General features: G+C 67.8%; 10 protein-coding genes. 5 read left to right on the top strand and 5 right to left on the bottom strand.

The features are described from left to right. The first annotated feature begins 108 nt into the window (after positions 1-108). The 5 genes from AC1MFL_RS19880 (at position 109) to AC1MFL_RS19900 (ending at position 5,690) form a co-directional block, all read left to right on the top strand. Positions 109-633 (top strand): hypothetical protein, encoded by a 525-nt coding sequence (locus AC1MFL_RS19880; protein ID WP_479812267.1) that lies wholly within the window; start codon positions 109-111, stop codon positions 631-633. Between the two features lie 145 nt (positions 634-778). Then, positions 779-1,222, top strand: coding sequence for a nucleoside/nucleotide kinase family protein (locus AC1MFL_RS19885; protein WP_479812269.1), 444 nt, complete (start codon positions 779-781; stop codon positions 1,220-1,222). Between the two features lie 266 nt (positions 1,223-1,488). Beyond that, positions 1,489-2,586, top strand: a complete 1,098-nt coding sequence (locus AC1MFL_RS19890) for a M20/M25/M40 family metallo-hydrolase (protein ID WP_479812271.1) — start codon at positions 1,489-1,491, stop codon at positions 2,584-2,586. Positions 2,587-2,700: 114 nt separating this feature from the next. Further along, positions 2,701-4,389, top strand: coding sequence for an alkaline phosphatase D family protein (locus AC1MFL_RS19895; protein WP_479812273.1), 1,689 nt, complete (start codon positions 2,701-2,703; stop codon positions 4,387-4,389). A gap of 71 nt (positions 4,390-4,460) precedes the next feature. Further along, positions 4,461-5,690 carry an LssY C-terminal domain-containing protein gene (locus tag AC1MFL_RS19900; protein ID WP_479812275.1) on the top strand — a complete coding sequence of 410 codons (1,230 nt, stop codon included), beginning with the start codon at positions 4,461-4,463 and terminating at the stop codon, positions 5,688-5,690. Positions 5,691-5,724: 34 nt separating this feature from the next. Here the strand turns inward: AC1MFL_RS19900 and AC1MFL_RS19905 are convergent, their stop codons facing one another. The 5 genes from AC1MFL_RS19905 to AC1MFL_RS19925 all read right to left on the bottom strand — a co-directional run bounded on the left by AC1MFL_RS19905 (position 5,725) and on the right by AC1MFL_RS19925 (position 13,454). After that, entirely contained in the window at positions 5,725-7,239 is a 1,515-nt protein-coding gene (locus tag AC1MFL_RS19905) for a rhamnulokinase (protein ID WP_479812277.1), read from the bottom strand. 426 nt (positions 7,240-7,665) lie between these two features. Beyond that, the gene (locus AC1MFL_RS19910; RefSeq protein ID WP_479815590.1) at positions 7,666-8,871 is read right to left on the bottom strand and encodes an MFS transporter; all 1,206 of its coding nucleotides are present in this window, start codon (positions 8,869-8,871) and stop codon (positions 7,666-7,668) included. Between the two features lie 207 nt (positions 8,872-9,078). Then, positions 9,079-10,485, bottom strand: a complete 1,407-nt coding sequence (locus AC1MFL_RS19915) for an MBL fold metallo-hydrolase (protein ID WP_479812279.1) — start codon at positions 10,483-10,485, stop codon at positions 9,079-9,081. Positions 10,486-10,662: 177 nt separating this feature from the next. Continuing rightward, the gene (locus AC1MFL_RS19920; RefSeq protein ID WP_479812281.1) at positions 10,663-11,793 is read right to left on the bottom strand and encodes an acyltransferase family protein; all 1,131 of its coding nucleotides are present in this window, start codon (positions 11,791-11,793) and stop codon (positions 10,663-10,665) included. Between the two features lie 188 nt (positions 11,794-11,981). Further along, entirely contained in the window at positions 11,982-13,454 is a 1,473-nt protein-coding gene (locus AC1MFL_RS19925) for a protein adenylyltransferase SelO (protein WP_479812283.1), read from the bottom strand. Between the last annotated feature and the right edge of the window lie 6 nt (positions 13,455-13,460).

The raw sequence follows: 13,460 nt of genomic DNA on the forward strand, positions 1-13,460 counted from the left end.
TCACTCTTTCACCCTCACAACCCTTTCCTGGCCCGGCAGCGGACTGCCATCCTTGGGTAATCCGCACTCACGGCAGTGAGCGCTCCACGCACAGAGAGGGGTCCCTCGATGAACGCGGCTGAACCGACCGGACGGCGTGAACCGACTGCCCGCCAACGCGCCGAGAGCCTCAAGGAGCGCGTCTATATCAGCTTCACCAGCCTGGCCGTGGTGCTGGCCCTCAGCAGCCACGCCGACGAGACGACGCCCGGCGCCGCCGCGGCAACGCTCAGCATTGTGGTGGTCGGTTCCCTGCTGGGGATCTTCGTCGCGGACCTGCTGAGCCACCTGACCGTGCACGCCAAACTCCCCAGCGGCAACGAACTGCACCACATGATCGCGGTCAGCACTGAGGCCCTGGGCGTTTTGGTCACCCCGCTCCTGCTCCTGACGGCGGCCGGGCTCGGGCTCTGGTCGACGGCCGTGGCACTTCAGTGGGCGGTGGCAGTTCTCGTCGTCACGCTCCTCGTCATCGGCTACCTCGCGATCCGACGGCTGGAACTGCCGGTCCGCCACAAAGCCGTCATCGTATGCGCCGAAGTGGTGCTGAGCCTTCTGGTGATTGGGCTTGAGCTTCTGGCCCACAATCTCTGACCGGTGACGAGATACGCCACGGGACCGGATGTGGTGCTGCGGCTTGACCGGGCAGCCCTATGCCCGGGAGCGGCCCGGGATCAACGGGTGTCTTCGTTCGTTGGGGAAGTAGCGGCCTGACACCCACCCACCAGAAGGAGACTGCTTGCTGATCGTGCTCACCGGAATTGACGGCTCAGGGAAAACGACGGCGGCGCAGGCCATTGTTGATGCCGCGGGTCTGACGGGGACAAGCGCGCTGCTCCTCCGAAACTATGCAGGTCGCCGAAGGATGCCGCTGCTCGGCGCGAAACTGGGCAGGCGCCTGCCGCCGCGGCAGGCGGGTGAAACGGCGGTCAGCACGTTCAACGTCCTGGATTCACACCGCCGTGCCCGGCGCTATCCGGGCCTTGTCGTCATGGACCGGTATCTTCATTGCCAGCTCGCGCTCCGCGAGATGCACGGACTTCCCAGAGGACGCTTCCTTCCTTTCCTCATCCGGACCCTTCCCCGGCCCGACCCCATCATCCATCTGGAGGTCGGGCCCCTGGAGGCCCATTCGAGGGTGCTCGCGCGGGTTCAAACGGCCATCTCCGATGCCGGCGGATGACCGGAGGAGGCACTCCCCCGCCGGCTCTGGCGCCGGGGGATCCTCCCGGCCAATTCGCACAGCATTTTCACAGGCAGTCGCTATTGCGGATACAGCCGGATCCACAAGAATGGTCGAAACTGATAGAGGTATCCGCAGATTCAATGGTGACCGCGGCGTGCCGGCTTCGGTGGCGAGCGTTTTGACCTTTCGACCTGAAACCGACTAATGACGGGTTTCCGAACATGTTGACTCTGCGCAGGCATGTACTTCCATCCATTCTGGCAGTGCTGCTGCTCTCTGCAACGGCCTGCACCTCCGAGCAGGCCGCCGGATCCCCGGTAGGTTTCCCGTCCGACGGCGTGACCAGCGCCCCGACCAGCGCCCCGACCAGCGCCCCGACGAGCGGCCCGACCAGCAAGTCCACCGCCCCCAGTGCTAAGGCGTCGCGGCTGGCGCCGGCGGGCGGGGTGGATGCGCGGGCGGTGCTGGCTGATTTCAAGGGCCGGGGCATGATGGACCATCTTCAGGCGCTGCAGCGCATCGCTGATGCGAACGGGGGCAACCGCGCCTCCGGGACCAGCGGGTATGAGGAGTCTGCCCGCTACGTGGAGGGGCAGCTGCGCGCTGCCGGGTACAACCCTGTCCGGCAAACCTTCACCTTCCGCGGCGACGGCAGGAACCGCAAGCAGGTGGAAAGCTTCAACATCCTCGCCGATACCGGGGGCAGCGCCGAAAACACCGTGGTGGTGGGCGGCCACCTGGACTCCGTGCGCGAGGGGCCGGGCATCAACGACAACGGCAGCGGGGTCGCGGCCATCCTTGAGATCGCCAAGTGGATGAAGGAGAGCGGGATCACCCCGGTGAACCGGATCCGGTTTGCGTTCTGGGGCGGCGAGGAGGACGGACTCTACGGCTCCCAGCACTACGTCGACGAACTGAGCAAGACCGAGAAGGCCCAGACAGCGGCGAACCTGAACGTGGACATGATGGCCTCCCCGAACGGGGTCCGGTCCATTCACGACGGCGACGGGGCCGATTTCGGCCACGCCGGGCCGGCCGGGTCGAAGCAGATCGAGGACGTCTTCTTCCGCTTCTTCCAGGACAACTCGCTGCCGGCGGAGACCACACCCTTTGACGGCGGCTCCGATTACGACGCGTTCCTGCAGGCCGGCATTCCAACCGGCGGCCTGTTCAGCGGCGACGTGGAAAAGAAGACCAAGGCCCAGGTGCAGTCCTACGGCGGCGCCGCCGGCAAGAAACTCGATTCCTGCTACCACCAGGCCTGCGACACCATCAGCAATACCGACTCGAACCTGCTCAAGGAAATGTCCGGAGCCCTGGCCTACGCCACCGCAAGCTACGCACTGGCCCAGCGGGGCTGAGCAGCCGCGCCCCGACCGCCGGCCCGGGACCCGGGGACCCCGGACGACAGTAGGCCGCCGGGTCATTTCCGCCAGGCCATGGCCGCACCGGGGCCGAGCAGGTAGAACTGAGTCATGACGACCTCTGCCGTGGTGCTCGGCCCCATGATCCGGTACGTGGATGAGACCTCGGCGAGTATCTGGGTGGAAACCCGGTCGGCTGCCTTGGTCCTGGTCCGCGCCGGCGGCAGGGAACGGACCGCCCGCACCTTCGCGGTTCACGGCCACCACTACGCGCTGGTGGAGTTGGACGGACTTGTGCCCGGAACAGTGACGCCCTATGCCCTTGACGTCAACGGAACACCGGTTTGGCCCGACCCGGAGTCCGGGTTCCCGGCGTCGATGATTGCGACGCTGAAGACGGGCAATCCGCTGCGGATGGCCTTTGGCTCCTGCCGGACCAGCGTCCCGCACGATGCATCCGGCAACCGGACCCACGGCGTCGACTCGTTGCGCGCCTACGCGTTGAAAATGGCCTCCGGCGGTGACCTGCCGTGGCCGGATCTGGTGGCTTTCCTCGGGGACCAGGTGTACGCCGACCTAACCAGCGAGCAGATGCAGGAGTTCATCCGCAACCGGCGGGACATCAAGGCACCGCCGGGCGAGGAGCTGAAAGACTTCGAGGAGTACGCCCACCTGTATTTCCTGGCCTGGTCAGACCCCGCGAACAGGTGGCTGCTGTCCACACTGCCAAGCGCCATGATCTTCGACGACCACGACATCCGCGACGACTGGAACACCTCGCTCAGCTGGAAGAAAAAAATGGAAGCCACCTCGTGGTGGCATGAGCGGATTGTCGCGGGGCTGGCCTCGTACTGGGTCTACCAGCATCTGGGGAACCTGTCACCGCAGGAGCGCGCCGGGGACGCCATCTGGCAGCGGATCACCGCGCACACGGGTGAGGGCGAGATCGACGTGGGCGCGGCGCTGGACGATTTCGCAGATCGGGCCGATCAGGACCCGGGATCCTACCGGTGGAGCTACTGCCGGGATTTCGGGGACACCCGGCTGATTGTGGTGGACTCCCGCGCTGCCCGCGACCTGACGCCGGACCGCCGCGCCCTGGTTGATGAGGCGGAAATGGCGTGGGTCGACGCCCGGATGCGCGGCGGTTTCCGGCACCTGCTCGTGGCGACTTCGCTGCCGTTCCTGCTGCCGATGGGGCTGCACTACGTCGAGTCCTGGAATGAGGCGGTGACGCAGGGCGCGTGGGGGAAGCTTGCTGCCCGCGCCGGCGAGAAGGTGCGCCAGGCGGTGGACCTTGAACACTGGGGCGCCTTCCAGAACAGCTTCCGGGAAGTGGCGGAGATGGTGACAGAGGTCGCCGACGGCAAGAGGGGTCCGGCGCCGGAAACCATCACCTTCCTCTCCGGGGACGTCCACTACTCCTACGTTGCCCAGGTGGAGCGTGCCTCGGGCAGCCGGATCATGCAGGCTGTCTGCTCGCCCATCCGGAACCCGCTGCCCCGGCTGATGAGGTCTTTCGCTGCCGTGATGTCATACGGCCTGGCAACGCCGGTCGGCGCCCTGGTGGCGCGCTCGGCGAAGGTACCGGATCCGCCGTTCCGCTGGTCCGGTGTCAAGGGGCCATGGTTCGACAATAATCTGGCCTGCCTGGAGGTGGCGCCGGAAGGCCTGCACTTGTGGTGGCAGACCGGCGTGGTGGACGGCGGCGACCCCCTGCATCCAGGGCTGAAGACTGTCTCCTCCGTCACGATCGCTCCGCGGCGAAACGCGCCCGGCGGCGAAAGGCTGGAAATATGACCGGCGGGGAACGTCGGGGCGGGAGGCGCCGTGCCCGAATTCCGGACACGGACACCATTCTGGACACGGGGTTGTTTATTTTCAGTGGTGTGGCCGCCGTGTGGCTGGCGACGATCCTTCTGCAGGAAAGCCTGCAATGGGGCCGGTTGTGGTTCTCGATCGTCTTCTGGGCCGCGCTGGCGTATCTGGTCCTGCCCCGGATCCATCGGATCCTGACCGGGGTCTACCTTCCCGACTACTTCATTGGCCGGGCCCGGACCAGCGACGGACTGCTGGGTGACCCGGTCAACATGGCGCTGCTCGCAACGGAAGATCAGGTACATGCCGCCATGCGCCGGGCAGGCTGGACCCAGGCCGACGACGTCGATCTGGCCAGCAGCCGGCGGATAGTCGCTTCAACCCTCATGCGCCGAAGCTATGACGAGGCGCCGGTCAGCCCGCTGTTCCTCTTTGGCCGCCAGCAGGATTTCGCCTACCAGCAGGAAGTCGGCGGGAATCCGGGCAAGCGGCACCACATCCGATTCTGGCACTGCCCGCCAGGGTGGGTGCTGCCGGGCGGCGTCCGGGTCGAGTGGCTGGCGGCCGGGACCTATGACCGCGCGGTGGGGTTGTCCCTGTTCACTCTTCAGATCACGCACAAGATCGAGGAGAACACCGACGAGGAAAGGGACTTTGTCCTGGCAACCCTGGAGCGGGCCGTACCCGAAGCCGAAGTGTCCGTCATCCGGGATTTTTCCACCGGTTACCACGCGCGCAACGGCGGAGGTGACACGATTTCAACGGACGGAAACTTGCCGGTCGTGGACCTCACGCACCTTGGCACCGTCACCGCGGAGACGCACCGCTCGCGGACGGACACTGCGAACAAGCGCCCTGCCCCGACGCTGTTCGGCGGCGTTCTCCTGTGCCTGCGCGGTATCGCAGCCCTCGCCCTGGCCGTGTCACTGCAGCTGGGCGGCAACCCTACCGCGGGCGCAGGAACGGACAGCTTGCTGTTGCCGGCTGTTGTGACGGTCATTGCGGTCTTTGCGGCGGGCGAGATCGTTTTGGCCTGGCTCGTCCTCCGGGGCGGAAACCGCTCAAGGGTCACGGCCATGCTGCTCAGCGTTGTTGCCATCCTCATTCAGGCCACAGACGTGCTCAACGGCGGCCCACGTGTGGCCTTGGAGACAAACCTCGTGGGCCTCTCCCTGGATATCCTCCTTATCATCGCCCTCTCAAGCCAGCGTTTCCGCACGTTTGCGCGGAGGCACGGCCAGGGAACGGTGGCGCCGTCCGGCGTCGCGGCCGAAATCGCGTAGGAACCGGGGCATACTGCCGCCCGGCGGACCGGAATCAGGCTGAATCGCGGTGATTCTGCCGGGCCGGCAGCAGTTCGCTGTTGCGCGTTTCCGGCTCGTACCGTGCAAGGTTAGTGCCCCCGGAGACGAGCCGCCTGAGCTCGGCCAGTCCCCCGTGGACTGCGCCGGCGGCGCGGGCCTGTACCAGCACGTTGCCGAGGGCGGTGGCTTCGACCGGCCCCGCGACGACAGGTTTGCCGGTGGCGTTGGCAGTGAGCTGGCAGAGGAGCCTGTTTTGCGATCCACCGCCCACGATATGCACGACGTCGACGGCCCGGCCGGCGAGTCTTTCGGCGTCGCTGATGGTCCGGGCGTAACCGGCTGCGAGGCTGTCCAGGATGCAGCGGACGATCGCGGAGGGCTCGTCCGGGAGGACGGCCCCGGCCCTGCGGGCGGTGTCGCGGATCCGCTCCGGCATGTTGTCCGGTGCGGTGAACGCCGGGTCATCGGCGTTGATCCGCGGTCCGCCCGGGGGCAAGGTTGCAGCCGCTTCCAGCAGTTCTGCGAGTTCCGGGCGATGGCCCTCGGCGGCCCAGGTGCGCTGGCATTCGCTGAGGAGCCATAGCCCGCCGACGTTGCGCAGGTAGCGGATGGTTCCGTCCACGCCGCGTTCGTTGGTGAAATTGGCTGCCCTGCTGGCCTCGGTGAGGACGGGGTGCGTGAGTTCCACGCCCACCAGGGACCAGGTGCCGGAGGAGATGTAGGCGAAGTCCCGGGTCTCCGCGGGGACGGCGACAACAGCCGAGGCGGTGTCGTGTGACCCGACCGCGATCACCGCCGTCTCCCCCGAGAGGCCCAGCTGCTCGGCAAGGGCCGGGAGCAGGGTCCCGATGGTTTCGCCGGGCTGGATCAGCGGGGGGAACAGGTCCTTCGGCAGGTCCAATGCGGCCAGGAACCCGGTGGCCCATTCCCCCGCGACAGCGTCGAAAAGCCCGGTGGTTGAGGCATTGGTGGCCTCGGTGCGGCGCTGGCCCGTCAGCAGGAACCCGATGAGGTCCGGAATGAGGAGTGCCTGCAGCCCCGCCAGGTCGCGCCCGGTGGCGAGCTGGTAGATCGTGTTGAATTCCAGGAACTGCAGCCCTGTGGTGGCGTAGAGCCGGGCAGGGTCCAGGTCCCGGTGGACCCGGGCGACGGCGTCACGGCTGCGGTCATCGCGGTAGCTGAAGGGCGCCGCGACGAGTTCGCCGGCGGCGTTGACCAGGCCGTAGTCCACGGCCCAGGTGTCGATCCCGATACTGGCGATCCTCCCGCCCCGGGCAGCGGCCGCCGTGGCGGCGGCTGCGAGCCCGGTGAGGACCTCGGCGAACAAAGCATCGAAATCCCAGCGGAGGCCGCCGTCGAGCTCTTTGACCCCGTTGGGGAAACGGTGCACCGTCTCCAACTCGGCCCTCGCCCCGCCGGGACTGCCCGTAACCCGGCCCAGGATGACCCGGCCGGAGGAGGCGCCGATGTCGACGGCGGCGAACACACTGCAATCAGACGCATTGCTGTGCAAGGCACTGCCGGACACCGTCCCGGCCGGGGCCGTGAAAGTGTCCGCCGCGGGGGATTCCGTGTTCCTCGCAGGAAGGCCGCGGCCACGCCGGCGTCGACCGGGATGTGGAGCCCGGTGGTGTGGGAGAGCTCGCTGCCGGTGAGTACGGCGGCGGCGTTGGCGACGTTCTCGGGAAGCACTTCGGAACACCCGCGTCGTCGGCTCTGCAGTTGCCTCCGCCTCGCCGGACATCACCCGGCGCCGGGCCATCCACCCGGCCATGTTGGCAAGCATCGACGGCAGCAGCGGCGTCCACAGCTCCCGAAACGGGGACCGGGACGTCAGTCCGCCCCACGAGTACGCCTCACGGTGGCGGTCGCGGGCGTCGCCCGTCCGGTAGAACCCGGCGATGCGGCCGCGGATTGCAATGGCCGGGTGCGCCTCCCGGCACGGGGACCTCCGCTAGTCCGGGCGGTGGCTGTGGTGGTCGGTGCCGCGCATCCGGACGGCCACAAGGAGGCCCGAGAGCGCTGTCAGTCCTGCGACCACTCCCACGGCGGCCGGTATGCCGTAGGCATCCGCGAGGATTCCGGACAGCAGTGCGCCGACGGCGAAGCCGCCGTCGCGCCAGAGGCGGTAGATGCCGACCGAGCGGGCCCGCCAGGCCGGGTGGGCGACGTCGCCGATGGCCGCGAGCAGGGTGGGGTAGACCATGGCCGTTCCGAGACCCAGGAAGATGGCGGCGGTCAGCCAGATCCCGAAGTCGTGGCCGACGGCGATCATTGCCAGGGCGGCGGCCTGGACGAGCATGCCGCCGACGATCAGCGGTTTGCGGCCGTGTTTGTCCGACAGGGCCCCGGTGACGAGTTGGCCGGCGCCCCAGACGGCGGGGTAGACGGCGGCGAGGATGCCGATTTTTTCGATGGTCAGTCCGGCGGCGGCGAAGAGCACGGGGAAGAGGCCCCAGGCGAGGCCGTCGTTGAGGTTGTTGACCATGCCGGCCTGGCTGACCGAGGAAAGGGATTTGTCCCGGAAGCTGGTGAGGGTGAAGATTTCCCGGTTGCCCAGTTGTCCGTGGGCGCCGGAGTGGGCGGAGACGTGGCTGACGGCCTCCAGCCGGGCGTGGCCCCGGGTCTCCTTCACCGCGAAGACCGACAGGCCCAGGCCTGCGGCGATGTAGGCGGCGCCGAGCAGGAAGGGTCCGGGCCGGAGCCCGTAGTTGGCGGCGATGTAGCCGGTGGCGAGGGCGGTGGCGGCGACGCCGAGGTAGCCGGCGGCCTCGTTCAGGCCCATGGCCAGGCCGCGGCGGGAGGGGCCGACGAGGTCCATTTTCATCATCACGGTGGTGGACCAGGTGAGGCCCTGGCTGATGCCCAGGACGACGTTGGCGGCGACGATCCAGCCCCAGGACGGTCCGAAGATCAGCAGCAGTGGAACGGGAAGTGCGATGAGCCAGCCGGCGATCAGGACGGGTTTGCGGCCGTAGCGGTCCGAGAGGGTGCCGGCGAAGTAGTTGGTGGCGGCCTTCGCGAGGCCGAAGGCCAGGATGTAGGTCAGGGCGGAGGTGTAGAGGTCCAGGTGGAAGACCTGCCCGGCCAGCAGCGGGAGCACTGTGCGTTCCTGGCCGAGGGTGCCGCCGACCAGGGCGTTGACGGCGACGAGGAGCATGAACTGGGCCAGGTTCTGCCGCAGGCCCAGCGAGATGGCCTCCGGCGTGCGTCGGTTTTCCCGCCGGGCTCGGAGGTCCTGCGGTGAAGGGGCGTTACCGGGCGTCATCTGTTTACTCCACTTATTTTGGGACAGACGTTGGCGGCGGCCCGGTGTCCCGGACCGCCGCCAACGCATGTCAGTCAATCACTTCAGATGGTGCCTGGATCAGTTGCTGGCGAGGGACCCCAGCGGCTGCCGGGCTTCCCAGGCGGCGTAGCTGCCGTCGAGTTCGACGACGTCGTAGCCGGCGCGGCGCAGCGCGCTGGCCGCGACGGAGTTCCGCACACCGCTCTGGCAGTAGCTGACGATGGTGCCGGTCGCCGGGAGCTCGTTCAGGTTCCACATCACGCGTCCGCCGCTGAGCTGGTGGGAGCCGGGGATGTGTCCGGCGGCGTGCTCGGTGCGGTTGCGGACGTCCAGGACCATGGCGGCGTCGAAGCCGGCGAGGTCCTCGGGGGCGATGAGCTTCGGGGTGCTGACGGGCAGGCCCTGAAGATCGGTGAGGTAGCCGGCGACGTTGTCGATGCCGACGCGGACCAGGTGGTCCCACATCTCCTGCGCGGCTGCCTGGTTCGGGGCCAGGAGCACCAGCGGGTTCTTGTCGGTTTCGGGGTTGACCACCCAGGCGCCGAAGCTCGCGGTGGACTTGCCGGCGGGAACGTTGAGCGATCCGGTCACGGTGCCCTGGTGGACCTGGTCGTTGGGGCGGGTGTCGATGAACGTCACCTTGTCCGCGGCGAGGTCTTCCGCGACGGTGGCGGGGTCGAGTTCGGCCAGCGGGGCGCGTTCGCCCATCACGGCCGGGCCTTCCCGGTTTTCGCGCTTCATCCGGCCGAAGTAGGCGTGGGCGTCGGGCTGGCCGTCGAGGAGTTCGGCGACGAAGCCCTCCTCGTCGTTGGCGGCCAGGTACGGGCCCCACCAGGCGTAGAGCCGCTCGTAGCCGACCGTGGAGGACGGGATCGCACCAAGGGCCTTGCCGCAGGCACTGCCCGCGCCATGGCCCGGGTGGACCTGAACGTGGTCCGGAAGGGTCAGGAACTTATCGCGCAGGCTGGCGAAGAGCTGCTTGGCGCCGCCGAAGCGGGTGTCCACCCCGCCGGCAGCCTCGTCCAGCAGGTCCGGCCGGCCCAGGTCCCCGGAGAACACAAAGTCGCCCGAGAGCAGGTAGCCGGGGGCGTCGGCGAACGCGCCGTCAGTGATCAGGAAGGACAGGTGCTCCGGGGTGTGGCCGGGGGTGTGCAGGGCCTTGACCGTGATGTTGCCCAGGTTGATCACATCGTTGTCGTTGAGGCGCTCGGCCTCAAAGCCGTACTGCCAGTCCGCCCCACCCTCGCCCGAGACATAGGCCGTGGCGCCGGTAGCGGCCGCCAGTTCACGGGTCCCGGAGAGGAAATCGGCGTGGATGTGGGTCTCGGTGACCGCCACGATCTTCATCCCGTTCGCTGCGGCGAGGTTGCGGTAGACGTCGATGTCGCGGCGGGGGTCAACGACGAGTGCTTCGCCCTTGGCCTGGCAGCCGATGAAATAGCTGGCCTGGGCGAGGTCTTCGTCGTAGATGCGCTCGATAAGCATGTGCTCTCCTTCGTAAAGATGTGGGGATAACCCCGTTGGCTTACTACCAACAATAATACCCCAGGGGGTATCCTGCAACACCACCGACTCCCGGGCCCGCGGCGGATGGCACACGTCCGGGCCGCGGTTATAATACCCCAAGGGGTATATTTTGGAGTATAGCAACCATCGCTGGCGCTAGCTGACCGCGGCCGGCCGCTGGGCGTGCTGGTGCTTGTCGAAGCGGCCACGCGCGATGCGGCCCAGTCGTTCGACGGTGTGCCAGCTGATTCCTGCCAGCAGGAGGGTCGCCAGGATGGCCGACCACGCCACCAGCGGCGGCAGGTCGGCTGTCGAGCCGCCATTCAGCCAGAGAATGACGGGATAGTTCCAGAGGTAAACGGCGTAGGAAACCGTGCCGAGCACCTGCACCGGACGCGTCCACTTCGGCATCCCGCGGGTTCGGGAAGCGGCCAGGACCACAAGGACGGCCGCGGCCGCCATGGCCAGCGGACCACCGACGAAGAAGAAGAACGGTGTTTCGTTGGCCTTGGGGAAGAAGCCCAGCCCAGCCAAGAGAAGGGACGAGGCCAGCAGGGCCACCAGCCTGAGCCGGCGGCCGGCGAACAGGCCGAAGACATGGACCCGGTAGAGCCGCAGCGCCGACCCGACGATCAGGCCGAGGCCCCATGTCGTGGGCAGCGCGTAGACCAGGGAGTGGAGGTGCGGAGCGAAGTTCAGCATCGCCAGGACACTGGCCGTCATGAACAAGAGGACGACGGCGGCAGACCAGCCAACCAGCCGCCTCTGGCGGTTTTTCCGCAGGGCGAGCACCAACAGCGCCGGCCAGATCAGATAGAACTGTTCTTCCACCGCCAGCGTCCAGAGCGGTCCGATGGCCAGGCTGACGTCGAAGGGCAGCGGCAGGTCTTTGAGGTATCCGAACCCGGCGAGAAGGGTATAGCCGATGAGCCCCCTGGTCCGGTCCCCCAGGACGTCGGCCGTCAGTTCAACGACGGCGTACACACCAAGGAACAGGGTGAGGGCCGGCAGCAGGCGGAAAGCACGGTGCGCGTAAAAACGGCCGTAGCGGATCTTGCGGTGCTGTTCGACGTCCCTGAGCAGCACGCCCGTGATCAGGTAGCCGCTCAGCACGAAGAAGACAATCACACCGACGATGCCCGCACCCTGGAATATCGCGGGCCAGGAGTGGCCCAGCAGCACGGCACCAACGGCGGCGCCGCGAAGAACGTCGAGGCCGTCCAGCCTCGTGCGTGCGTTTGTTTGCGGGGCGGCCGTCGCGACCGCTCCACCTGCTAGCAACGTCACATAACCTCCAGAGCCTCTGCGGGGCCGGTTTCAGGGTTCGGTCGAATCAGGGCAAAAAACGACCCCCGCCTGATGAGCGGAATGGCGGGAGCCGGTCCTGCGCCTCCTTCAAGTATCCCTGCCGCGGCTGGACGAAACCTGACGCTGGAGCGGGCCGCTGGTGCAGCCGCCCGCCTGGCGGACAGGCCTCAGGTTCCGCAGAACGTCCGGTACGAACCGAAGTTTTCCGGCGCGGCGGCAGCGTACCGCTCCAGTCCGGGGCGTTCGTCGTACGGGCTGCCCACCGCGTCCAGGAGTTCCAGGAGCGGGTCCAGGTCGCCAGCCGTGGCGGCGGCGAGGGCCTCCTCGACCAGGTGGTTGCGGGGGATGTACACCGGGTTAACCCGGTCCATTGTGTCGGCATCGGGTGCCAGGGCGCCCCATCGCCGGGCCCACGCGTCGAACGCCGCCGGATCAGGGAGCATGCTCCGGGCAGCTTCAGGGTTGCCGCGGGCGGCTGCGCCGAGGCTCCGGAAGAACGAGGTGTGGTCAGCTTGTCCGGCCTGGAGCAGGCCAAGCAATTCGTCCACCAGCGGCGAGGTCACGTCGTCGAGGTGGTCGGGCAGGCCGAGCTTGGTCCGCATGCCCGCAGACCAGGCGGCGCTGTACTGCCGGCGGAAGCCGGCGAGGGCCTCCTGCGCGAGGGCGACCGACTGCTCTTGCTCGTCGTGGAAGAGCGGCAGAAGGGACTCGGCAAGCCTCGTGAGATTCCATTCCGCCATGACCGGCTGGTTGCCGTAGGCATAGCGTCCGGTGTCGTCGATGGAGCTGTAGACCGTGGCCGGGTCGAAAGCGTCCAGGAAGGCGCAGGGTCCGTAGTCGATGGTCTCGCCGGAGATGGTCATGTTGTCGGTGTTCATGACGCCGTGAACGAATCCCACGAGCATCCACTGGGCCAGTAGCGATGCCTGTGCGGCTATTACCGCCTGGAACAGCGCGAGATAGGGGTTTTTGGCCTCGGCGGCGCCGGGGTGGTGGCGGCTGATCGCGTGATCGGCGAGGCGGCGCAGGAGGCTGGCGTCGCCCGTGGCCCGGGCGTACTGGAAGCTGCCCACCCGCAGGTGGCTGCTTGCGACGCGCGTGAGTACCGCTCCGGGCAACATGGCGTTGCGGAGAACCGGGCGCCCCGTCGCCACCACCGCCAGGGAACGTGTGGTGGGAATGCCCATGGCGTGCATCGCTTCGCTCACGATGTACTCCCGCAGCATCGGACCGACTACGGCCAGGCCGTCACCGCCGCGGGCGAACGGTGTGCGACCGGAGCCCTTGAGGTGGACATCGCGGAGATGGCCCTCCGTGTCCGTGATCTCACCGAGCAGGAGCGCGCGCCCGTCGCCGAGGCGGGGGGACAGCGAGCCGAACTGGTGGCCGGCATAGGCCTGGGCCACTGGAGTGGCGCCGCTGGGGACCAGATTCCCCGTCAGCAGGAGTAATCCGTCTGGCCCCCGCAGGTAGTCGGGGTCGAGGCCCAGCCCGGTGGCCAGGGGCTCGTTGAGCACGAGAAGGCGAGGGTCCGGGGCCGGCTCCGCCTGCCAGGGAATGGCCATTTCCTCCAGCTCCCTGGCGAAGCGGGCGTCGAGGCGGCCGTCGAGGCTGACGGTGGATTGCGCTGCGGAAGTCATACGTCC

The organism is Arthrobacter sp. BG3 (assembly GCF_056680185.1).